We start from the raw sequence: 20,647 nt of genomic DNA on the forward strand, positions 1-20,647 counted from the left end.
GCCATGGCCGGTAAGCTGAACTTCTCCCTCGTCGCCCCGGAACGCGAAGTCTTCGCCGGTTCGGTCGATCAGGTCGATGCGCCGGGCGTCGAGGGCGACTTCGGCGTCCTGCCGGGCCACGCGCCCTTCATGACCACCCTGCGCGAAGGCGTGGTGACGGTCTATGACGGCGCCCAGCGCCGCCGCTTCGAGGTCAAGGGCGGCTTCGCCGACGTCAACGGCGAAGGCCTGACCATCCTGGCCGAAGAGGCTTCGGAGCTCGTCGCGAACTAAAGGTTCGCACGGCTGAAACGATCAAAGGCCCCTCGCTTGCGGCGAGGGGCCTTTTTCGTGCGCGCTTCTCAAGCCCTCCCCCTCGATGGGGGAGGGTTGGGTGGGGGTGAAGGCAGGCGGTTTCCTGTCAGGCTCCGGCGGCGCGGGCGCGTCTCGCGCGCGCGGACATTCAATGTCGCGCCCACACCCCCATCCCCGGCCCTTCCCAATCGAGGGGGAAGGGAGCTATTGCGCCCATCCTCCGAACGCCTGCACCACCTGCTCATAGACCGGCCGTTTGAACGGCACGATCAGGCTGGGCGCCTCTTCCAGCCGCCCCCAGCGCCAGGCGTCGAATTCCGGCTCGCCGTGCGCGTTCAGGTCGATCTCGTCCTCAGCGCCGGTGAGACGGAAGGCGAACCACTGCTGGCGCTGGCCTTTCAGCCCCTTCCAGCTCTTGGGGCTGGGCAGGCCCTCGGGGAAGTCATAGGGAATCCACTCGCTCGTGCGGCCCAGCAGGGCGATGGAGCGCACGCCCGTCTCCTCGTGCAGTTCGCGGCGGGCGGCGGCTTCCAGGTCTTCGCCGTCGTCGACGCCGCCCTGGGGGAACTGCCAGTTCCACGGCTCGGGCGTGTCGGCGCGGCGGCCGAACCAGACCTGGCCGGCCGGGTTGAACAGGACGACCCCGACGTTGGGGCGATAGAGGGACAGGTCGATGCTCATGCCCTTCGCATACGCCGCCGTCTCGTCGCGGGCTAGGCGTCAACGTCCGGGAAAGGCGGCGCGACTAGGGTGGCGTCATGGACAGACGTCATCTGATCGGCCTGACTTTGCATGGCGTGGCGCTCGGCGGCCTCGCGGCGGCCGGCACCGCGCACGCTTCGCCTGAGAAGAGCGGCGGCGGCAAGGGGGGCTATCTGTCCCTGCCCACCGCCACGGCCACCGTGTTGAGGCGTGACGGACGACGCGGGGTGATGACGGTCGAGACGGGCCTCGACATCGCCGACGGCGCCCTGATGGAACGGGCGCAGCTGTCCCAGCCGCGTCTCAGCGCCGCCTACAACGAGATCGTCCGTATCGCCGCCGAGCGGCTGCTGCCGGACGCCCCGCCCAACGTCGAATGGCTGGTGGTGGCGTTGCAGCACGCGACGGACGCCATTCTGGGCAAGCCGGGGGCGAAGCTGTTGCTGGGAACGGTGATGGTGGCGTGAAGGGGCTAGGCCCCCTCCCTAGTCCTGCGTCGGGTCGGGGCGGCTCGTGTCGCCGTAGGTCATGGCCAGGAAGACGTCCTCCAGGTCCGGGTCTTCGGTGGCGATGTCCTTGATGGTCACGCCCGCCGCGCGCACGGCGGCCAGCACCTGTTCGACGCTCGACTCGCCTGTCCGATAGGTGACGACGAAGGCGCCGTTGGCGCGCGGGGCGACCGCAAAGCCGTTCAGGGCGGGCAGGGTCTCGGGCGCCGTCTCGGGCGTCACCACGACGTTGCGGGTGTCCAGCCGCTTCAACAACTGTTCGGTCGGCTCGCAGGCCACGACCTCGCCGCGGTTGATGATGGCGATGGTGTCGCACAGCTCCTGCGCCTCTTCGAGGTAGTGGGTGGTCAGGATCACCGTCACCCCTTCCTCATTGATCTTGCGGACGTACTCCCACAGCTGGCGGCGCAGCTCGACGTCCACGCCCGCCGTCGGCTCGTCTAGGATCAGCACCGGCGGATTGTGGACCAGGGCCTTGGCCACCATCAGGCGCCGCTTCATGCCGCCGGACAGGGCGCGGACATAGGCGTTGGCCTTGTCCGACAGGCCCAGCGCCGCCAGCAGCTCGTCCGAGCGGCGCTCGTCGGCGGGCACGCCGTAGAAGCCGGCCTGGACCTCCAGCGCCTCGCGCGGGGTGAAGAAGACGTCGGCGACGATCTCCTGCGGCACCACGCCCAGCGCCGAGCGGGCGTCGCGCGCCTCATGGTCGATGTCGCGATCCCAGATGCGGACGGTGCCCTCCGATTTGTTCACAACGCCCGCGATGATGTTGATCAGGGTCGACTTGCCCGCGCCGTTGGGCCCCAGCAGGCCGAACATCGAGCCGCGCGGCACCGTCAGATCGACCCCGCGCAGGGCCGTCTTCGGCGGCGACTTGCGCGAGCCCTTGTAGGTCTTCTTCAGCCCCCTGACCTCGATGGCGTTGACGGGCAGGCGGGGCTCTTGGGTCATGGCGCGGACTTCAACTCGGGCAAGGCGGGGCGGACGGCATAGGTAGGGGGCGCGGGGCCGTTCGCCAAGCCGTCGCCGTGCGTACGGGGACAAGGTTGCGAGACGATATGTAAATGGTGCTTGACGTGTGCGGGTGATGTGTCTAGCTTGCTTGTCAGAAAGACAACTTCCCTTGGATGAGGACACGCCATGACCACCGCCGTCGCCACCCGTAAGCCGCTGACCCGCATTCGCCTGATCGGCTTCATCGCCATGGGGGTCTGCGCCATCGGCTACGCCGGTTTCGCCCTGGCCCTGCTGGCGGGCAAGCTGGACTATCTGCCCATGACCCAGGCGGCGATCATCGCCGCGGTCGCCGCCGTGATCGGCGAGATCGGCCTGTGGGTCGGCGCGGGCTGCCTGGGCCTGACCCTGTTCAAGAAGCGCAAGGCCCTGTTCGACAAGGTGATGGGCCGCAAGGCCGCGCCTTCGGAGGTTTGACCTGACGGTCCGGTCCGCCTAGGAACGGCGCAAAGCCTTTCCAGACCGGACCGGATCATGCCTCCCCGTCATCTCGAAGCCGTCATTCCTCCGCCCGAAGAGATCGTGGTCTCGACCAAGCGCGTCGCCTGCGACGGCGGCGGCGGGGCCCTGGGCCACCCGCTGGTCTACATGGACATGGGCGAGGACGACTTCATCGAGTGCGGCTATTGCGACCGCCGCTTCGTGCTGTCGGCCCATCCGCACCCCGAGAGCGAATACCTCGATCCGGCGGCCCGTCCGCCCGAGGCGCACTGAGTCCGATCATGCGCTATCTGCACGCCATGGTCCGGGTGAAGGATTTGGACGCTTCGATGCGTTTCTACCGCGATCTGCTGGGTCTGGTGGAGACGCGCCGCGCGGATTACGAGGCCGGGCGCTTCACCCTGGTCTATCTGGCCGCGCCGGCGGACAAGGCTCGCGCCGAGGCCGAGCAATCCCCCGAGGTCGAGCTGACCTATAACTGGGACGATCAGGACTACGACGGCGGCCGCAACTTCGGCCACCTGGCGTTTCAGGTCGACGACATCTACGCCGCCTGCCAGCGGCTGATGGACGGCGGCGTGGTCGTCAACCGTCCGCCGCGCGACGGCCACATGGCCTTCATCCGTTCGCCGGACGGGATTTCGATCGAGCTGCTGCAGTCGGGCGAGCGTCTGGCTCCGGCCGAGCCCTGGGCCTCCATGCCGAACGTGGGCGCCTGGTGAGCGTTTCGGCGCGGCTGATCCTGGGTCTGGCGGTCCTGAGCCTGGGCGCCTGCGCCTCGGTGACGGAGACCAATCCGTCGCGGACGGCCACGGACATGCTGCTGGTCAACCGCGCCGCCGACCGGGCGGTCGAGGGCCTGACCCTGCCGATCCCCCAGGGCGCGCGCGTCTTCGTCGACGAGACCTATTTCCAGGCCGAGAACGCCCGCTATGCGCTGAGCGCCATCCGCGCCGCCCTGTCGGAAGCCGGCTACGCCATCGTGCGCGAACGCGGCGAGGCCGACGCCATCTTCGAGGTGCGCGCCGGCGCCCTGTCGCTGGACCAGCTGCGCCGGGTGGTGGGCATTCCCGACATGCGGGTGCCGATCAATGAGAGCCTGAACGTCGTCTCCCTGCCGGAGCTGTCGCTCTACTCCAACCGCGACCGCATGGGCGTGGCCGAGTTCTCGGGCTTCCTCTATGACGCCCGCACCGGGATGCCGCTGGGCGCCGTCACGCCGATGATCGGCCAGTACAAGATCCGCAGCCACAAGGCCCTGATGATGATCACCTGGGGCCAGCAGTTGGCCCAGCCGGGCGAGCGCGATCCGGGTTCGAGCTGGAAGGAATTCTAGCGCGAGCGCTCAGTCCGTTCGCGGAGCGAGACAGCCGCTTCGGACCGTGTTAGGGCGCAGGTGAGCATAAGGCGTTGGCCGCGCTCATCCGTTCGCCGCCGCCGCAAGAGACGCCCTTGTCCTTCTTCCACGCCGGTCCTGCGCCGAAAGGCTCCGGTCTTCGCCGAGGCGCCCTGCGCGACGGGTTGGATCTGGCGCCGGGGATGAAGGTCGGCCTGTTTGGCGGCTCGTTCAATCCGGCCCACGACGGCCACGCCCATGTGGCGGCCACCGCCATGCAGCGGCTGGACCTGGACCGGGTGGTCTGGCTGGTCTCGCCGCAGAATCCGCTGAAATCCGAGCACGAGACCGCGCCCCTGGCCGAACGCATGGCCTCGGCGCGCGCCGTGGCGGCGAGCGTCGGACCGGCCATGATCGTCTCGGATTTCGAGACGAGGGCGGGCACGCGCTGGACCGTCGACACCCTGCGCGCCGTCGTCGCCCGCCATCCGGGCGTGCACTTCGTCTGGCTGATGGGATCGGACAATCTGGCGGGCTTCCATCGCTGGAGGGGCTGGACCGACATCATGCGGTTGATGCCGGTGGCGGTGATCGCCCGGCCGGGCAGCCTGCTGGACAGCCGCACGGCCCCGGCGGCGGCGAGGTTCGCCCGCTATCGCATTCCCGCCGCCCAGGCCGGTTTGCTGCCCAATCTGGAGGCGCCCGCCTGGACCTATCTGACGGCGCCGCTGAATCACCGCTCCTCCACCGCCATCCGCGCGACGCGCGCGGCGGGGTGAAGAGTCGTCGCAGGCTGGGTGACCTTTTGCGCCGGGCGTGCTATGATCGGCTTTTAGTAATCGCCTCGGAGCCCTCCGCTGACCCCCTCGACCGCGCACGATGCGCAAGACGCCGTTTCGAATGCGGCGCACGAAATGGACCTGATGGATTCCGTCCATTCCGAAGACGGTCAGGCCGAGGACGGCCCCAGTAGCGACGACTCCGGCAGCGACGGGCGCCAGCCTCTGCCGGTCGGCGCGACCGAGCTGGAGCAGGCCGTCCTCGCCAAACTCGACGACGACAAGGCCCAGGACATCGTCCTGATCGACCTGCGCGGCAAGAGCCCGATGACCGACGCCATGATCGTGGCTTCGGGTCGCTCGCACCGTCACGTCGGCGCCATCGCCGACCACCTGCTGCGCCTGTTCAAGGAACTGGGCCTGGGCAAGGTGAAGGTCGAGGGTCTGCCGCATTGCGACTGGGTGCTGCTGGATGCGGGCGACGTCGTCGTCCACCTGTTCCGCCCGGAAGTGCGCACCTTCTACAACATCGAGAAGATCTGGGCGGTCGACAGCGCCCACCGCGGCGGCCCTGTCCGCGGCTGACCCTTTCTCTGACTGCGGGCTGACCTCATGAAGCTGGCGATCGCGGCCATCGGCAAGCCGGGCCGCGGTCCCGAGGCCGCCCTGGCCGACGACTACGCCCGGCGGGCCACCCTGTCGGGGCGGCCCTTGGGTCTGGGCCCCCTCGAACTCATCGACTTGGAGCCGAAGAAGCCCGGCAAGGCGCCGGAGGCCGAGCTGCTGCTGGCCGCCGCCGAGGGCGCGCACCTGATCGCCTGCGACGAGCGGGGACGCACCTATTCCTCGCGCGCCTTCGCCGATCATGTGGCGGCCCTGCGCGATCAGGGCGAGCGGCGGCTGGTCTTCGTCATCGGCGGCGCCGACGGTCTGGACGAAAGCGTGCGCCGCGCGGCCCGCTCGACCCTGGCCTTCGGGCCGCAGACCTGGCCCCACGCCCTGGCCCGCGCCATGCTGGCCGAGCAGATCTATCGGGCCGTGACCATCCTGGCCGGTTCGCCCTATCATCGCGACTGATGCGATCCGGGGCCGTTCTTCTTCTGACCTCCTCCAGCCTGCTGCTGGCCCTGGCCGGGCCGGCGGCCAGCCAGCGCGCGGCCCAGCCGAACCCCGAGCTGACCCGGCTTCAGGCCGAGTATCGCGACGAGACCGCCCGCGCCCGCCGCCTGCGCGCCGAGGCCGCCGCCGCCGCCGAGGAGATCGTCGACCTGGACCGCCAGCTGCGCGAGCTACGCCGCGCCGAGGCTGAGGACGACGTGCAGATGGAGGCCCAGCGCGCCCGTCTGAAGGAGCTCGGCGATCGTGAAGCGGCCCTGCTGGCCGCCCTGTCGCGCGAGCGCGCGGCGCAGGGACGGCTGCTGTCCGCCCTGCAGATGATGAGCCGCGAGCCGCCGCCGCCCCTGCTGATCCCGGCGGACAAGGCGGTGGACACGGTGCGCGCCTCCATCCTGATCCGCGCCATCACGCCTGAGCTTCAGGACCGGGCCGAAACCCTGGTCGAGCGCCAGGCCGAGATCGGCCGCATCCGCCGCCTGGCCGCCCTGTCCAGCGAGCGCCTGTTCACCGTCGAAAGCGCCCAGAACGACCGTCGCGCCGAGATCGAGGGGCTGACGGCGCGCAAGACCGCCCTGCGGTCCGTCCTGCGGGCCGAGGCGGCGCGGGCCGAGCGGGCCACCAAGGCGCTGGAGGCGCGCATCCGCGAACTGGGCGGCCAGACGCCTCGGATCGCCGAGGCGCCGGAAGAAGCCCCGGCCGCCCGCCTGCCTGCGGGCCGCAGCCGCCTGACCCCGCCCATCGCAGGGACGCCCTCTCAACGCTTCGGCGGCCGCTCGGCGGGTTGGAGCTGGCGCTCCAGCCATGAGGCGGTCGGCGCCCCGGCGGCGGGCCGCGTCGCCTACGCCGGGCCGCTGAAGGAGTGGGGCGAGGTGGTGATCCTCGACCTTGGCCCCGGCTGGCGCGCCGTGATTGCGGGCCTGGATCGTCTGGAGGTCGAGACCGGACAGCGCGTCGCCGACGGCCAGACTCTGGGCCGCACCGGCGAGGACGGCGAGGCCTATTTCGAACTGCGCCGCCAGGAACGGCCCATCGATCCCGCGCCCTGGCTGCAGTAGGCCGCCCTCCGAGGGCCAACCGCGCAAAATCCCTTTCAAATCGGCGCGGACGCTGTTTGTATCGCCGGAACTGTCGTGCGCGCCGTTCGTGGCGCCCGCGCCGCCCTGGACGACCGGAGCCGAAAGCGGATCCGATGGAAAGAGACCGAATGCGTAAACTGCTTCTCGTGGGCGCCGCCGCCCTGGCGCTGGGCGGATCGGCGGCGGCCGTGGCCAGCCAGACTCCGCGCAACGAGACCTTCCGCATGCTCGAGATGTTCGGCGACGTGCTGGGTATCGTCGAGCAGGCCTATGTCGTTCCGGTCGACAACAAGAAGCTGATCGAGGCCGCCCTGCAGGGCATGATGACGGCGCTCGACCCGCACTCCAACTACCTGCCGGCCAAGGCCTTCGGCGACCTGCGCGAGCGGACTTCGGGGGAATATTCCGGCGTCGGCCTGACCATCACCTCAGAGGGCGGGCTGGTGAAGGTCATCTCGCCGATGGACGACAGCCCGGCGGGCCGTGCGGGGGTTCAGGCGGGCGACGTCATCAGCGCCGTCAACGGCCAGAACGCGGCCGGTCTGACGGTGTCCGAGGTCTCGGACAAGCTGCGCGGCGCCACGGGCACCAGCGTCACCGTCACCTTCCTGCGCGACGGCGAGGAGCCGCGCGAGGTCGTGCTGACGCGCGAAGTCATCAAGGTCGAATCCGTCACCGGCCGTCTGGAAGGCGACTTCGGCTATCTGCGCATCTCGACCTTCAACGAGAACACCGGCCGCGAGCTGACCGAGACGATCGAGCGGCTGAAGCGCGAGAAGCCGGGCCTCAAGGGCTATGTGCTGGACCTGCGCAACAACGGCGGCGGCCTGCTGACGGCGGCCATCGACGTGTCGGACGCCTTCCTGGAGCGCGGCGAGATCGTCAGCCAGCGCGGCCGCAAGCCCGAGGACATCGAACGCTACGCCGCCAAGCCGGGCGACCTGACCGGCGGCCTGCCGGTGGTGGTGCTGATCAACTACGGCTCGGCCTCGGCGTCCGAGATCGTGGCCGGGGCCCTGAAGGATCAGGAGCGGGCGACGGTCGTCGGCCTGACCAGCTTCGGCAAGGGGTCGGTGCAGACGGTGATCCCGCTGCGCGGCGGCCAGGACGGCGCCCTGTCGATCACCACGGCGCGCTACTACACGCCGTCGGGCCGCTCGATCCAGAAGATCGGCATCGAGCCGGACCTGGAGGTCGCGCGCTCCGAGGCCGAGGCGCGCATCGTCTCGCGCTCCAGTTTCATCTATTCCGAGGCGGCCTATTCGACGGCGCTGGACTCCTCCATCGGGGCCGAGCGCAAGGGGCCGCACACACCGCGCGAAGCGCCGGGCGCCGACTACGCCAAGGACAAGGACTATCAGCTGGAGCGGGCGCTGGACGTGCTGCGCGCCGGCGGCGACCTGACCAAGCTGGCTGCTGCGCCCGAGGGGATCGTCATCACCGAGCCGGGCGAAGAGAAGGTCGAGACGGCGGAGGCCGAAACGCCGACGGAACGCCCGATGCTGCCGCCTGACATCACGCCAGAGAACAAGCCGAAGCCTGATTAAGGGCCTCTCGCCTTTCTTCGTCGCCCCGGGCTTGTCCCGGGGATCGGCGCCGCGCTGTTCATAAGCCCGCGAGTAAGGGCGGTTTAGGGCGGCCAAGAACGTGGTGAACGCGCCGTTAGGCTTTCTTAACCGACGCAGGGCTTAACTGAGGCTGAGGGGCGCCGCGTCTGTGCGGCGCCTGCAAGCCCGAGCCGCCGCCCTGACCATGTTCGCCAAGCGCCAGTCCGCCCTCGCCGCCGCCGCAGGCGCACCGCCGGAGCCCCGGTCGCGCGTCGCCATGGAGCCGGTCCTGAACGCCCTGAAGAAGCCGCCCGTCGCGGCGGGCGCGGCCGGGGTCTTCGTCATCGGCGCCGCCGCCCTGTTCGTCGCCGTGCTGGGCGACCCGCGTGCGGGCGCGCCGACGGCCAGCGCCGTTCTGGAGCGGCCCGTCGCCGCCGACACGGCGCCGACCGGGGCGGAGGCCTTCGGTTTCAGCGGTCTGGACATCTATCAGGATCTCGGCCCCATCGATCCGGCCCTGATGGGCGAGGGCGGAGCCGCCGGGGGCGAGGCCCTGATCACCCTGCCGGACGGCGCCAGCGTGGCCTCGGGCCAGGGCTTCAGCGCCCCGGTGCGCGCGCCCTCCAATCCCCTGCCCAAGGCGCCGATCGCGGGCCTGTTCCAGCCCGGCCCCAACGGCCCCCTGCCGCGCATCGCCGCCGACGGCCGCGTCCCGGCCCAGGCCTACGCCCGGCCCTTCCGCTCGAACGGCAAGCCGATGGTGGCCCTGGTGGTCGGCGGGCTGGGCCTGAACAGCGCCACGACGCGCGCGGCGATCGAACGCCTGCCCGCCGAAGTGACCCTGTCCTTCGTGCCCTACGCCGAGGGCCTTCAGACCTGGATCGACCTGGCCCGCGCCCACGGCCATGAGGTGATGATCGAATTGCCGATGGAGCCGACCGGCTATCCCGACAACGACCCCGGCCCCTACACCCTGCTGTCGTCCGGCGGCGCCGACGACGTAGCGGTCAAGCTGGACTGGCTGCTGGCGCGCGCCACGGGCTATTTCGGCGTGACCAACTATCTGGGCGACCGCTTCGCGACCTCGGACGAGGGGGTGAGCGCCCTGATGACCAACCTGCGCCAGCGGGGCCTGGCCTTCCTCGACGACGGCTCCATGCGTCGGCGTCCCGGCGCCTTCGCCCGCGCCAGCGCCGACCGCGTCGTCGACGAGGAACAGACCCCCGCCGCCATCCTGCGCCAGTTCAACGCGCTGGAGGCCGCCGCCAAGACCAACGGCGCGGCCTTAGGGACCGGCTTCTCCTACCCCGTCACCGTCGAGGCCGCCGCCCGCTGGACGGCGGGCCTCGAAGCCCGCGGCCTCCAGTTGGCCCCCGCCTCGGCGATGACCCGGCGGCCGGGGCGTTAAACGTCGTCATCTGACGCAACGCCGCGCGCGCATGGGCTTCCGTCTTAAAAACCGCGCTCTCAAAGTGGGGCGAGGCGAGAACCTCGCCGCAAAAGTCGCCGCCGCAGATGACAAAATGGTGGACGATCCAGTGGTCGGCGCAGTCGTCGCCGCCGCGCAGTTTCATGACCGCATCACGCAAGGGGCTGGTCTCGACGCGGTTAAGCAAATGGCGGGGTCTGTCCGCGGTTTCCGCATGCGACCAGTAGAGGCTTTCGTCAAAGGCGCTGAACACCTGCACGTCGCGGAAGACGAAACATCTGAACGAATGGAGCGCCTCGGTCGATCGGGTTGCCCCTCGCCAGCACGCCCAGCGCGCACGGCGTCTGGATAAACTCGAGGCTAGGGAAGAACAGGGCGTCGCCCGGCGTCGGCTCGCCGATCCAGACGGTGTCTTTGCTGGTTTGCATGCCGACCCTCGTGCTTCGAACAATGAGATAAGCGGTTTATGTGCGAGCCTGTCTATGCCCTTGGTCGTCGTGGGCCGTGGACGTGCTACAGAAGCGGCATGAGCACTGATGATGATCACACGCCCGCCGCCGAACCTGCGGACGCCGTTCCCGGCGAGACGCCCGTGCAGCGGGCGCTGCGGCTCAAGAAGGCGGCGATCGACGCCCGGCCCAAGCCGCCGCGCGGCGGGCGCTTCCAGCGCGAGCAGGCGGCCCGCATCAAGAGCGGGGCGTCGCGTCCCTGGATGAGCAAATAGGCGTCAGAGCGTGAGCCGCATGGCGATGCGGTCGGTGAGGCCATGCCGGGCTTGCGCGGCCAAGGCCTCGCGCAGATAGGCGGGCGTCGTTTCAGTGGTCAGCACGGCGTAGCCGAGGCGGGCGTAGAAGGGGGCGTTCCACGCGACGCCTGCGAACGTCGTCAGGGTCAGAGCCGACAGGGCGCGGGCTTCGGCCTCGCGCCGGGCCGTCTGCATCAGCGCCCGCCCGGCGCTGCGTCCCTGATGGTCGGCGGCGACGGACAACTCCAGAACGTGAAGGTCTGCGCCGTCCTCTACGGCGGCGATCAGGAAGCCGGCCGGCTGATCCGCTTCGTCCACGGCGACCCAGGACAGGCCCTGCGCTACGGCGCGCGCATGGGCTTCAGGCCCGGCCGTGCGGTCCTCCGCCAGCCAGGCCAGATCGGGCAGGGTGCGAAACAGCGTCGCCGCCGACCGCTCCACCGCCTCCAGACGGCCGATGTCCGTTCCGCGCGTCGGGCGGACCCGGATCAATGGGCGTCGCAACCCTTGGCGGGCATGGGCTTCAGGTCCAGCAGGGCGAACAGCTTGGCGTCGTCGTCCTCTTCCGGGTTCGGCGTGGTCAGCAGCTTGCCGCCGACGAAGATGGAGTTGGCGCCGGCCAGGAAGCACAGGGCCTGCATCTCCGGCGTCATGCCTTCGCGACCGGCCGACAGGCGGACCATCGACTTGGGGCAGACCAGGCGGGCGACGGCGACGGTGCGGACGAACTCGATCGGGTCGATCTCGCCTTCCTTCAGCACCCGCTCGCCCAGGGGCGTGCCGCCGACGGGGACCAGGGCGTTGACCGGCAGGCTGTCGGGGTGGACGGGCAGGGTGGCGAGCGCATGCAGCAGGCCGGCGCGGTCGCGGCGCTTCTCGCCCATGCCGACGATGCCGCCGCAGCAGGTGTTCATGCCCGCGTCGCGAACGTGCTGCAGGGTCTCCAGCCGGTCCTGATAGGTGCGGGTCGTCACCACCTCGGCGTAGTACTCGGGCCCGGTGTCGAGGTTGTGGTTGTAGTAGTCGAGGCCCGCGTCCTTCAGCTGTTTCGCCTGGTCGGCGTTCAGCATGCCGAGCGTGGCGCAGGTTTCCAGACCCAGCGCCTTCACGCCGGAGATCATGGCCGCCAGCTTGGGCGTGTCGCGGTCCTTCAGCTCGCGCCAGGCGGCGCCCATGCAGAAGCGGCTGGCCCCGCCGGCCTTGGCCGCCATGGCCTCGGCGATGACGGCGGTCGGCTCCATCAGCTTCTCGGCCTTCAGTCCGGTCTTGAAGCTGGCCGACTGGGAGCAGTAGCCGCAGTTCTCGGCGCAGCCGCCGGTCTTGACCGACAACAGCTGCGACTTCTGGACTTCATTCGGGTTGAAGGTGCGCCGGTGCACGGTCGCCGCCTCGAACACCAGCTCCATGAAGGGGCGGGCGAACAGAGCCTCGACCTCCTCCAGGGTCCAGTCGTGACGGGGGATCGAGAGATCGCGGGCGGGTCGGATCGATGCGTCGTCAGCCATGGGACGACGGCTTAGCCGCGCGCGCGGGCGCGGCCAAGCCGGAAGTGACGCGTCGCCGTTCTTTGGCTCAGCGTTCGTCCTTGTAGACGCGGCCGTCGCGCATGACGAAGGCGACGGACTTCAGCGTCGTCACATCAGCCAGCGGATCGCCCGCCACGGCGATGACGTCGGCGCGCTTGCCCGGCTCCAGCGTGCCGACCTCGGTCGAGACGCCCAGCAGATCGGCGGCGTTGACGGTGGCCGCCTCGATGGCGGTCGCCGGGGTCATGCCGTTCCTGACCATCAGCTCGAACTCATCGGCGTTGCGGCCGTGCTTGGACACGCCCGCGTCGGTGCCGAAGGCGATGCGGACGCCCGCCGGGACCGCGCGTTGCAGCGACTGGCCGGTGATCTCGATGCGCCAGCGGATCTTGGCCAGGACTTCCGGCGGATAGGCCTCGGGGTCGGCGGCCAGACGCTCGGTGTAGCCGTTCACCACCGACAGGGTCGGGACGTAATAGGCGCGGGTGCGGCGCAGCAGCTGCAGGGTCTCGTCGTCGAAGATGGTGCCGTGCTCGACCGAATCGACGCCCATGCGCAGGGCCAGGTTGATGCCGTCGGCGCCGTGGGCGTGGACGGCGACCTTCTTGCCGTAGAGGTGGGCCGTGTCGATCAGGGCCTTGGCCTCGTCATCGAACATCTGGGCGCCCAGTCCGGCGCCGATGCGGCTGTTGACCCCGCCGGTGGTGGCGATCTTGATGACGTCGACGCCGCGTCCGACCTGAAGACGGACCGCCTCGCGGCAGCTTTCGGCGCCGTTGCAGACGTTGTCGTGGGCCACGTGTTCGCGGAAGTCGTCGTTGAAGCCCAGACGCCCGTCCATGTGGCCCGAGGTGGTCGAGATGCTGTTCCCGGCGTCGATGATGCGCGGTCCGGCCAGGCGGTGGGCCGCCGTCTCGTCGCGCAGGGCCAGGGTGACGCCGCCGCTGTCGCCCAGGTTCCGCACGGTGGTGAAGCCCGCCATCAGCGTCTTGCGGGCGTTCATGGCGGCGCTGTAGGCGCGCGAGGGCAGGTTGTCGGTGATCTCGGCCAGGAAACCGGCCTGGCCCGCCACGTCGGACACCAGGTGCACATGGCTGTCGATCAGGCCGGGCAGGACGAAGCGGTCGCGCTGGTCCACCACCACGGCGCCGGGGAAGGCGGCGGCGTCGACGAAGCCGTCGCGGATCTCGACCACCTTGCCGTCGCGCACCACTACGGTGGACGGCCCGCGCGGGGCCTGGCCGGGACGATCCAGCAGGCGCCCCGCCTGGATCAGGGTCACGACGCCCGGCGCGGGGCGCGGCGCCCGTCGGCGCGACGGGCGTGGCGGTCTGGGCGGCTGCGGGCGCGCCCGCGGCCGCCAGGGCCAGGGCGCAGGCGGCCGTCGTCAGCAAGGTCTTCATCATGGATACTCCCCCCTCGAAACTCGGGGAGAGTGTTAGCCCGCGTCCGTCGCCTGACGCCAGTCGGATTTGCGTCTGCGGATCAGGCGACCAGGCGGGGGCCCGTCGCGGCGGCGCCGGCGGCCACCGAGCGGTCCAGACGGAAGCGGCCGACCTGCTGGTTCAGGCTGACGGCCTCATTGGCCAACTGACGGGCGGCGGCGGTGGCCTCTTCGGTCATGGCGGCGTTCTGCTGGGTGATGTCGTCCATCTCGCCCATGGCGCGGCGGACGCGGGCCAGGCCGTCGGCCTGTTCCTGAGCCGAGCCGGCGATGCCGCCCGCCAGGCCGTCGACGGCCGAGACCTTGGCGCCGATGCGCTCCAGCGCCGCGCCGGTGCGCTCGACCAGGTCGACGCCGCGCGCCACCTGGGCCGAGGAGGTGGAGATCAGGGTGCGGATCTCGCCGGACGCCTCGGACGAGCGCTGGGCCAGGGCGCGCACTTCCTGGGCCACCACGGCGAAGCCGCGCCCGGCGTCGCCGGCGCGGGCGGCCTCGACCCCGGCGTTGAGCGCCAGCAGGTTGGTCTGGAAGGCGATCTCGTCGATCAGGCTGGTGAAGCGGGCGATCTCGGTCGAGGATTCGGCTATGGCGTGGATGGCGGATACGGCGTCGCCGACCACCTGGGTCGTGTGTTCGACATCGGCGCGGGCGGCGGCCAGGGCCTCGGCGGTCTGGCGCGCGCCGTCGGCGGTCGAGGCGACCTGGCGGGCGATGGCGTCGGCCTCGTTGACGGTGCGCTCCAGGTTGGCGGCCTGACGCTCGGTGCGGCTGGCCAGGTCTTCGGAGGCGACGGCCAGCTGGCTGGACCCGGCGCTCAGGCTCTCGACGCTGTCGGCCACGGCGCGCACGGCGGTGCGCAGGGCGCGGGTCGCGGCGTGGAAATCGTTCTGAAGCGAGCGGTATTCCTCGGGGAAGACGTCCGGGATGGTTACGGACAGATCGTTGTCGGCCAGGCTGTGCAGGGCGGCGCCCAGGGCGCGCACGACCTCGGCCTGGCGGGCTTCGGCGGCGTCGTGCTCGGCCTGCACCCGGTCGCGTTCTTCCTGCAGGGCGTCCAGATAGATGGAGATGGCCAGGTCCATGTCCAGCATGACCCGCTGGTTGAGCTCGGCCAGGGCTTCGGCGGTGATGCGGTCGTGCGCGCGGCGGTTGGCGAACAGCTTCCTGGGGCGCTCGACCACGGCGCGGGTCAGGTGGGCCAGGATGACGCTGTAGCCGCCGATGTACCAGCGCGGCTCCAGACCGATACGGGCGTGGACGCGGCCGATGGTGCGCACCGAGGCGGCGTAGTCTTCGTCGGCGCGACCGTCGATGATGGCGGCCCAGTGGCGCTGCTGGGCGTTGCTGGCGGCGGCGACATGGCCTTCGTCGCGGAAGAAGCGGCGGGTGTCGGGCTCGGCGCGCACCTTGTCGTAGAAGGCGGTCAGGGCCTGGGGCACGGCCTGACGCAGCAGGCCCGAGATGGCGCTGTAACCGGCGGACGGCCGACCCAGCCCCATGAAGTTCATGCGACGGTCGATCTCGTGGGAAGCCATGACGCAACTCGTTTTAACGGCAGGGCGGGGGAGAGCCCTTAATGCCCCTTGTCATCAAGAGGGTATTGGCCGGGTTAAGCCCGGATTGCGTAGATTCCCTTAACCGCTTCGGAGGGCCCGCGATTCAGGTGAGCGGCCGCTCATATAAAGATATCCTTATGTCTTGATTGCTCCCGCCGCCGCGCCGCGCTATAGCGACGGCGATCCCCCGACAGTGGCCGAAAGACATTTCTGCATGACCGACTACATCGTCCGCGACATCTCCCTGGCCGACTTCGGCAACAAGGAAATCGCCATCGCCGAAACCGAGATGCCGGGCCTGATGGCGCTGCGCGCGGAATACGGCGCGTCCCAGCCGCTGAAGGGCGCCCGCATCGCCGGCAGCCTGCACATGACCATCCAGACGGCCGTGCTGATCCAGACGCTGGAAGCCCTGGGCGCCGAAGTGCGCTGGGCCTCGTGCAACATCTTCTCGACCCAGGACCACGCCGCCGCCGCCATCGCCGCGTCGGGCACGCCGGTCTTCGCCTTCAAGGGCGAGACGTTGGTGGAGTACTGGGACTACGCCCACAAGATCTTCGAATGGGCCGACGGCGGCTACCCGAACCTGATCCTGGACGACGGCGGCGACGCCACCCTGCTGTGCGTGCTGGGCCCGAAGGCCGAGAAGGACGCCTCTGTTCTGGACAACCCGCAGAACGAGGAAGAGGAAGCCCTCTTCTCGGTCATGAAGCGCTATCTGAAGGAAAAGCCGGGCTTCTATTCGGCTATCCGCGACGCCATCGGCGGCGTGTCGGAAGAGACGACCACGGGCGTGCACCGCCTGTATCAGATGGCCGAGCGCGGCGAACTGCCCTTCCCCGCCATCAACGTCAACGACAGCGTCACCAAGTCGAAGTTCGACAACCTGTACGGCTGCCGTGAATCCCTGGTCGACGCCATCCGTCGCGGCACCGACGTCATGCTGTCGGGCAAGGTGGCGGTGGTCTGCGGCTACGGCGACGTGGGCAAGGGCTCGGCGGCTTCGCTGCGCAACGGCGGCGCCCGCGTGATCGTGACGGAAATCGACCCGATCTGCGCCCTGCAGGCGGCGATGGAAGGCTATGAGGTCCAGACCCTAGAAGACGTCGCCGACAAGGCCGACATCTTCGTCACCACGACGGGCAACAAGGACGTCATCCGCGTCGAGCACATGCGCGCCATGCGCAACAACGCCATCGTCTGCAACATCGGCCACTTCGACTCTGAGATTCAGGTCGCGGGCCTGAAGAACTTCAAGTGGGACAAGATCAAGGATCAGGTCCACCACGTCGAGTTCCCGGACGGCAAGAAGATCATCCTGCTGTCGGAAGGCCGTCTGGTGAACCTGGGCAACGCCACGGGCCACCCGTCCTTCGTGATGTCGGCGTCCTTCACCAACCAGACGCTGGCCCAGATCGAGCTGTGGACCAACGCCAAGGCCTACGACAACAAGGTCTACACCCTGCCCAAGCACCTGGACGAGAAGGTCGCCTTCCTGCACCTGGCCAAGCTGGGCGCCAAGCTGACGACGCTGAGCCAGGATCAGGCCGACTACATCTCGGTGCCGGTCGAGGGGCCGTTCAAGCCGGAACACTACCGCTACTGAGACCTGTCTCGGGTCTGAAAGACAGAACCCCGCGCCGGCGACGGCGCGGGGTTTTCTTTTGAACTTACGCTGCGACGTCGCGTGGATCGAACTCGTCAGGCCCGCGGCCCATTAGGCCGGTTTCGAAGTCCATGAAGATGTCGATCAGCTCATCCACCCCGACCGGCGGCGCCTTGGGGTTGAAGCGGAAGCGCCAGAAGCTGACGATGTGCTGCACCGCCCCCAGCTGGTCGCCCAGGCGGGTGAACAGGGCGGGCGCCTCCAGCAGGAAGTCGCGGAACGCCACCGGATTGCCCTCGCGCGTCAGCCCCGCATAGGCGTCGTCGTAATAGCGCAGGGTGCGGCTGACCTCTTCGCAGGTCTTCATGATGCGGCCGCGCAGCACGCCGCGTCCGCGCGCGATATAGTCCTTGGCCGCCTGGTCGCTGGGGCCGGCGGGCTGGATCGTGCCCACTTCATCGGCCACATGGACGATGTCGGCCATCAGACTGGCGAGCGCCCATTTGTAGTAGAGGAAGCCCTTCCAGCAGAAGACGCCTTCCTGATACTGCTCGGGCTCCAGCTTCAGCGTCAGGCGCAGCGCCTCCAATCGGTCGCCGGGAGCGTTGGACAGGATCTTCGACGCCATGCGGGCGGTCGAACCGGCGGCTGCCACCCCGTCGCCGACGCTGAGCGTGACCAGAGGCTCGATCTCCTTCTGGACGAACTCCAGCATACGCTCCAGGTCGGCCTCGCTGAGGGCGAAATAGCAGGGGGCGGCGTCCACATTGCCGCGCCGCAGCTGTTCGCGCAGCAGAAAGGGGTCCAGCGACGGCAGCTGATCCATCAGCCGCAGGGTCTTCAGGTCCGGGTGGTCGGGGTCGACGCCGAAGGCCTCGTGCATGGCGCGCTCGAAGCCGATCTGGTTGACGAAGATGAAGCGGCCGCCGGTCTTCAGGTCGGTGCTGTCGATCGGCACCACGATCTTGGTCGCCACCTGACGGCGGCCCGGAAAGGCGTCGGTCTCATTGCGCCGCAGCCTGTGCTTGATGATCAGGGCGCGGTTCAGGGCCGGGTTGCGGAACATGGGGCGCTCGGCCCAGTCGTCGCTGTCGCCGTGCTCGTCATAGACCTTGAGCAGATTCAGCACGCGCGCCGTCGAGGCGGTGCGGCGCAGGTGTTCGAGGTTGCGGATGGCGCGATCAGTCATGACGACCATCCTGCCAGTCAAAAATGACCAACGGCTTAGTTTGGCGCAGGTCAAAAAAACGGGCCGCTTCCTTCAAGGAGGCGGCCCGGTCAGTCGGGGAGGAAACTGAAGAGGGGTTAGAAGGTCGTCGTCACCGACATCCAAAGACGACGCGGCTCCTGATTGTTGGCGTATTCCGGCGAATAGGCGACCGGCGCGCCATAGGGAGCCAGACGGACGAAGTCCTTGTCGAACAGGTTGTAGATGGCCGCATTGAGGGTCACGCGGTCATTGACTTCGTACGAGCCGCCGATGTGGAACAGCTCATAGGCCTTGAAGTCGCCAAGGGCGTCGCGGGCCGCGCCCTCGCCGCGCCAGCGTTCTGAGCGATACTCGCCGCGCAGCCAGGTCGACAGACGGTCGGTGGCCTGCCAGCGCAGCTGGGCGTTGATCATGTGCTCGGGCGTATCGGTCAGGGGGCGGCCGGCCTGCGCGCCGGTCTTCTGCTCGCTGTCGGTGTAGGTATAGTTGCCGTGCAGGCTCCAGGCTTCGGCGAAGCGCCAGCGGGCGACGACTTCCAGGCCCTGGGTCGTGGCCTCGTCGATGTTCACGCTCTGGCCGAACTCCTTGATCGCCGACCAGAAGCCGACGTCGGCGCAACCCGTCTTGGAGTAGTCGCCGGCGTCGTATTGGGCCTGGGTCAGGCCGAAGGTGCAGTTGGCGATCGGCTGGCCCGAGGCGATCTTGTCCTCGAAGTCGTTGCGGAAGACGGTGGCGTTGGCGCGGAAGGTCGAGCCGTTGTCGAAATAGACGCCGAACTCATAGGCCACGCTGGTTTCCGGGGTCAGGCCGGGGCTGCCGATCAGCGGCAAAGCGCCCTGGCGGCCGAAGCCGTTGATGCCGGGGGTCAGCTGTTCCAGGCGCGGGGTCTTGTAGCCGCCGCTGACGCCGCCCTTCAGCGTCCACTGCTCATTGGCGTTCCACACCAGATAGGCGCGCGGGCTGACGTGGTCGCCGAAGCTGGAGTGGTCGTCGTAGCGGAGGCCGACCGTCAGGGCCAGGTCGTCGCGCAGCCGCCATTCGTCCTCGGCGAACAGGGCCCATTGCTCGAAGGTGAAGTTGCCGGCCGCCACGCCGTCGGTCATTTCGGCGTCCATGTACTGGCCGCCGACGGTGAAGGTGTGGTTGCGCCACTGGCTGTTCAGCTTGGTGTCGAACAGGGTGGTCGTGGTCTCCAGGGTGCGGTCGCCCCCGGCGCCGGGCACGCCGCGGGGGATGATGCGGCCGACCGTCTCGGTCTTGTTGTGCGACAGGGTGGATTCCAGCGTGCCGAAATCCAGGCGCCAATTGTGCGCCAGCAGGTACTGCTCGCGGTTGAACTCCAGGAAGTCCTTGTAGCCGCCGGCGACGGTGTTGGTGCCCATCTGGCCCTTGGCGTTGTCGTACCACTGGCCGGCCGCGTCGACGTCCAGCCACAGGTCGTGGTCCGCGTTCGGCGTCAGGCTGAGGCGGGCGCCCAGGGTCCAGATCTCATAGGCGGTGGCGCTGCGGCCGAAGCCGGTGACGTCGACCTCGTTTCCGTTCACGTCGCGGTATTTCAGGTCCGACTGTTCGCGCTCGGACCAGGAGCCGCGCAGGGCCAGGCCCAGGCGGTCGGCGATCAGCGGACCCGAGGCGTAGCCGTTGATCCCCCAGAAGTCGCCGAACTCGTCGTCGCCCTGCAGGGTGTAGTTGGCCGAGGCCGAGCCCGTCCAGGCGTCGCCGACCTTGCGGGTGATGATGTTGACGACCCCGCCCATTGCGTCCGAGCCGTAGAGGGTGGCGACGGGGCCGCGCACCACCTCAATACGGTCGATGGCCGAGACCGGCGGCAGGAAGCTGTTGGCCGTTTCGCCGAAGCCGTTCGGGGTCACGCTGCCGGCCGTGTTCTGGCGGCGGCCGTCGATCAGGATCAGGGTGTAGTCCGAGCCCATGCCGCGGATGTTGATGGTCTGGCCGCCGGTCTTGCCGACGCCCGAACCCGTGTCGACGCCCTCGATGTTGTTCAGGATCTCGGCGATCGAGGCGGCGCGGATCTCTTGGATCTCCTCGCGCGGCAGGACGCTGATCGAGGCGGGCGCCTGGGTGATCTTCTGCTCGAAGCCCGAGGCGGTGACGACCACGTCGGCGACCTTGTGCGTCTGCTCCATCATGTCCGCGGTCTCGTCAGCCAGGGCGGGCGCGCCGGCGCCCACAGTCATCAGAGCGGTGGCGGCCAGCAGGGACGAACGGCGGGACATGCGTGAAGGGGACATTCGGGGAGGGGCCTTTAAAATGAGAACGCCTCTCAACAGCGTTCGCATTCTCAACGCAATAGGGG

General features: G+C 69.2%; 23 protein-coding genes. 14 read left to right on the top strand and 9 right to left on the bottom strand.

Features of this window, described 5'->3' with window-relative positions:
• The first annotated feature begins 3 nt into the window (after positions 1-3).
• Positions 4-273 carry an ATP synthase F1 subunit epsilon gene (locus tag FGL25_RS00770; RefSeq protein ID WP_003166300.1) on the top strand — a complete coding sequence of 90 codons (270 nt, stop codon included), beginning with the start codon at positions 4-6 and terminating at the stop codon, positions 271-273.
• 225 nt (positions 274-498) lie between these two features.
• On the opposite strand, the gene FGL25_RS00775 is transcribed toward FGL25_RS00770, so the two are convergent.
• Positions 499-975: an RNA pyrophosphohydrolase gene (locus FGL25_RS00775; RefSeq protein ID WP_138140678.1), complete on the bottom strand. Its 477-nt coding sequence runs from the start codon at positions 973-975 to the stop codon at positions 499-501.
• Positions 976-1,052: 77 nt separating this feature from the next.
• Between FGL25_RS00775 and FGL25_RS00780 the strand changes: the two genes are divergently transcribed.
• Positions 1,053-1,463 carry a Tat pathway signal protein gene (locus FGL25_RS00780; protein WP_138140679.1) on the top strand — a complete coding sequence of 137 codons (411 nt, stop codon included), beginning with the start codon at positions 1,053-1,055 and terminating at the stop codon, positions 1,461-1,463.
• Between the two features lie 18 nt (positions 1,464-1,481).
• Here FGL25_RS00780 and FGL25_RS00785 read toward each other — a convergent pair whose 3' ends face one another.
• Positions 1,482-2,456: an ABC transporter ATP-binding protein gene (locus FGL25_RS00785; protein ID WP_046652455.1), complete on the bottom strand. Its 975-nt coding sequence runs from the start codon at positions 2,454-2,456 to the stop codon at positions 1,482-1,484.
• A gap of 189 nt (positions 2,457-2,645) precedes the next feature.
• Here FGL25_RS00785 and FGL25_RS00790 point away from each other — a divergent pair, with 189 nt between their 5' ends.
• The 10 genes from FGL25_RS00790 to FGL25_RS00835 all read left to right on the top strand — a co-directional run bounded on the left by FGL25_RS00790 (position 2,646) and on the right by FGL25_RS00835 (position 10,222).
• Positions 2,646-2,936 (top strand): hypothetical protein, encoded by a 291-nt coding sequence (locus FGL25_RS00790; RefSeq protein WP_003166297.1) that lies wholly within the window; start codon positions 2,646-2,648, stop codon positions 2,934-2,936.
• Positions 2,937-2,993: 57 nt separating this feature from the next.
• Positions 2,994-3,233, top strand: coding sequence for a zinc-finger domain-containing protein (locus FGL25_RS00795; RefSeq protein WP_040346318.1), 240 nt, complete (start codon positions 2,994-2,996; stop codon positions 3,231-3,233).
• Positions 3,234-3,241: 8 nt separating this feature from the next.
• Entirely contained in the window at positions 3,242-3,682 is a 441-nt protein-coding gene (locus FGL25_RS00800) for a VOC family protein (RefSeq protein ID WP_003166295.1), read from the top strand.
• The gene (locus tag FGL25_RS00805; RefSeq protein ID WP_003166294.1) at positions 3,679-4,296 is read left to right on the top strand and encodes a DUF6655 family protein; all 618 of its coding nucleotides are present in this window, start codon (positions 3,679-3,681) and stop codon (positions 4,294-4,296) included. The genes FGL25_RS00800 and FGL25_RS00805 overlap by 4 nt, the downstream gene beginning before the upstream one ends.
• 116 nt (positions 4,297-4,412) lie before the next feature.
• Positions 4,413-5,075, top strand: a complete 663-nt coding sequence (locus FGL25_RS00810) for a nicotinate-nucleotide adenylyltransferase (protein WP_040346317.1) — start codon at positions 4,413-4,415, stop codon at positions 5,073-5,075.
• A 135-nt stretch (positions 5,076-5,210) separates the two neighbouring features.
• Entirely contained in the window at positions 5,211-5,660 is a 450-nt protein-coding gene (gene rsfS / locus FGL25_RS00815) for a ribosome silencing factor (RefSeq protein ID WP_197733786.1), read from the top strand.
• A 27-nt stretch (positions 5,661-5,687) separates the two neighbouring features.
• Positions 5,688-6,152, top strand: a complete 465-nt coding sequence (gene rlmH / locus FGL25_RS00820) for a 23S rRNA (pseudouridine(1915)-N(3))-methyltransferase RlmH (protein ID WP_003166290.1) — start codon at positions 5,688-5,690, stop codon at positions 6,150-6,152.
• The gene (locus FGL25_RS00825) at positions 6,152-7,246 is read left to right on the top strand and encodes a murein hydrolase activator EnvC family protein (RefSeq protein ID WP_138140681.1); all 1,095 of its coding nucleotides are present in this window, start codon (positions 6,152-6,154) and stop codon (positions 7,244-7,246) included. Before rlmH ends, FGL25_RS00825 begins: the two co-directional genes overlap by 1 nt.
• A gap of 149 nt (positions 7,247-7,395) precedes the next feature.
• Complete coding sequence (locus FGL25_RS00830) at positions 7,396-8,814, top strand: S41 family peptidase (protein ID WP_046652452.1); 1,419 nt, start codon at positions 7,396-7,398, stop codon at positions 8,812-8,814.
• A 205-nt stretch (positions 8,815-9,019) separates the two neighbouring features.
• Positions 9,020-10,222: a divergent polysaccharide deacetylase family protein gene (locus tag FGL25_RS00835; protein ID WP_138142330.1), complete on the top strand. Its 1,203-nt coding sequence runs from the start codon at positions 9,020-9,022 to the stop codon at positions 10,220-10,222.
• Between the two features lie 257 nt (positions 10,223-10,479).
• On the opposite strand, the gene FGL25_RS00840 is transcribed toward FGL25_RS00835, so the two are convergent.
• On the bottom strand, positions 10,480-10,671 hold the full coding sequence (locus FGL25_RS00840; protein WP_138140682.1) for a hypothetical protein: 192 nt from the start codon (positions 10,669-10,671) through the stop codon (positions 10,480-10,482).
• A 98-nt stretch (positions 10,672-10,769) separates the two neighbouring features.
• Between FGL25_RS00840 and FGL25_RS00845 the strand changes: the two genes are divergently transcribed.
• Positions 10,770-10,967, top strand: a complete 198-nt coding sequence (locus tag FGL25_RS00845) for a hypothetical protein (RefSeq protein WP_088410574.1) — start codon at positions 10,770-10,772, stop codon at positions 10,965-10,967.
• 3 nt (positions 10,968-10,970) lie between these two features.
• On the opposite strand, the gene FGL25_RS00850 is transcribed toward FGL25_RS00845, so the two are convergent.
• The 4 genes from FGL25_RS00850 to FGL25_RS00865 all read right to left on the bottom strand — a co-directional run bounded on the left by FGL25_RS00850 (position 10,971) and on the right by FGL25_RS00865 (position 15,493).
• Entirely contained in the window at positions 10,971-11,480 is a 510-nt protein-coding gene (locus FGL25_RS00850) for a GNAT family N-acetyltransferase (RefSeq protein WP_138140683.1), read from the bottom strand.
• Positions 11,477-12,493, bottom strand: a complete 1,017-nt coding sequence (bioB, locus tag FGL25_RS00855; protein WP_138140684.1) for a biotin synthase BioB — start codon at positions 12,491-12,493, stop codon at positions 11,477-11,479. Before bioB ends, FGL25_RS00850 begins: the two co-directional genes overlap by 4 nt.
• A 67-nt stretch (positions 12,494-12,560) precedes the next feature.
• Positions 12,561-13,796 carry a metal-dependent hydrolase family protein gene (locus tag FGL25_RS00860; RefSeq protein WP_138140685.1) on the bottom strand — a complete coding sequence of 412 codons (1,236 nt, stop codon included), beginning with the start codon at positions 13,794-13,796 and terminating at the stop codon, positions 12,561-12,563.
• A 203-nt stretch (positions 13,797-13,999) separates the two neighbouring features.
• On the bottom strand, positions 14,000-15,493 hold the full coding sequence (locus tag FGL25_RS00865) for a globin-coupled sensor protein (protein ID WP_138140686.1): 1,494 nt from the start codon (positions 15,491-15,493) through the stop codon (positions 14,000-14,002).
• Positions 15,494-15,728: 235 nt separating this feature from the next.
• On the opposite strand from FGL25_RS00865, the gene ahcY reads away from it, so the two are divergent.
• A complete protein-coding gene (gene ahcY / locus FGL25_RS00870; RefSeq protein WP_003166281.1) occupies positions 15,729-17,120 on the top strand; it encodes an adenosylhomocysteinase in 1,392 nt (463 codons plus the stop codon).
• A 64-nt stretch (positions 17,121-17,184) separates the two neighbouring features.
• On the opposite strand, the gene FGL25_RS00875 is transcribed toward ahcY, so the two are convergent.
• Entirely contained in the window at positions 17,185-18,309 is a 1,125-nt protein-coding gene (locus FGL25_RS00875; RefSeq protein ID WP_167493268.1) for a hypothetical protein, read from the bottom strand.
• 116 nt (positions 18,310-18,425) lie between these two features.
• Positions 18,426-20,567, bottom strand: a complete 2,142-nt coding sequence (locus FGL25_RS00880; protein ID WP_197733787.1) for a TonB-dependent receptor domain-containing protein — start codon at positions 20,565-20,567, stop codon at positions 18,426-18,428.
• Positions 20,568-20,647 lie beyond the last annotated feature (80 nt).

The organism is Brevundimonas vancanneytii (assembly GCF_901421975.1).
Classification (GTDB): Bacteria; Pseudomonadota; Alphaproteobacteria; order Caulobacterales; family Caulobacteraceae; genus Brevundimonas; species Brevundimonas diminuta.

Coding starts and splice junctions, on each gene's coding strand:
- FGL25_RS00770 (WP_003166300.1), top strand. CDS start 4: ATGGCCGGTAAGCTGAACTTCTCCCTCGTCGCCCCGGAACGCGAAGTC.
- FGL25_RS00775 (WP_138140678.1), bottom strand. CDS start 975: ATGAGCATCGACCTGTCCCTCTATCGCCCCAACGTCGGGGTCGTCCTG.
- FGL25_RS00780 (WP_138140679.1), top strand. CDS start 1,053: ATGGACAGACGTCATCTGATCGGCCTGACTTTGCATGGCGTGGCGCTC.
- FGL25_RS00785 (WP_046652455.1), bottom strand. CDS start 2,456: ATGACCCAAGAGCCCCGCCTGCCCGTCAACGCCATCGAGGTCAGGGGG.
- FGL25_RS00790 (WP_003166297.1), top strand. CDS start 2,646: ATGACCACCGCCGTCGCCACCCGTAAGCCGCTGACCCGCATTCGCCTG.
- FGL25_RS00795 (WP_040346318.1), top strand. CDS start 2,994: ATGCCTCCCCGTCATCTCGAAGCCGTCATTCCTCCGCCCGAAGAGATC.
- FGL25_RS00800 (WP_003166295.1), top strand. CDS start 3,242: ATGCGCTATCTGCACGCCATGGTCCGGGTGAAGGATTTGGACGCTTCG.
- rsfS (WP_197733786.1), top strand. CDS start 5,211: ATGGACCTGATGGATTCCGTCCATTCCGAAGACGGTCAGGCCGAGGAC.
- rlmH (WP_003166290.1), top strand. CDS start 5,688: ATGAAGCTGGCGATCGCGGCCATCGGCAAGCCGGGCCGCGGTCCCGAG.
- FGL25_RS00825 (WP_138140681.1), top strand. CDS start 6,152: ATGCGATCCGGGGCCGTTCTTCTTCTGACCTCCTCCAGCCTGCTGCTG.
- FGL25_RS00830 (WP_046652452.1), top strand. CDS start 7,396: ATGCGTAAACTGCTTCTCGTGGGCGCCGCCGCCCTGGCGCTGGGCGGA.
- FGL25_RS00835 (WP_138142330.1), top strand. CDS start 9,020: ATGTTCGCCAAGCGCCAGTCCGCCCTCGCCGCCGCCGCAGGCGCACCG.
- FGL25_RS00840 (WP_138140682.1), bottom strand. CDS start 10,671: ATGCAAACCAGCAAAGACACCGTCTGGATCGGCGAGCCGACGCCGGGC.
- FGL25_RS00845 (WP_088410574.1), top strand. CDS start 10,770: ATGAGCACTGATGATGATCACACGCCCGCCGCCGAACCTGCGGACGCC.
- bioB (WP_138140684.1), bottom strand. CDS start 12,493: ATGGCTGACGACGCATCGATCCGACCCGCCCGCGATCTCTCGATCCCC.
- FGL25_RS00865 (WP_138140686.1), bottom strand. CDS start 15,493: ATGGCTTCCCACGAGATCGACCGTCGCATGAACTTCATGGGGCTGGGT.
- ahcY (WP_003166281.1), top strand. CDS start 15,729: ATGACCGACTACATCGTCCGCGACATCTCCCTGGCCGACTTCGGCAAC.
- FGL25_RS00875 (WP_167493268.1), bottom strand. CDS start 18,309: ATGACTGATCGCGCCATCCGCAACCTCGAACACCTGCGCCGCACCGCC.
- FGL25_RS00880 (WP_197733787.1), bottom strand. CDS start 20,567: ATGTCCCGCCGTTCGTCCCTGCTGGCCGCCACCGCTCTGATGACTGTG.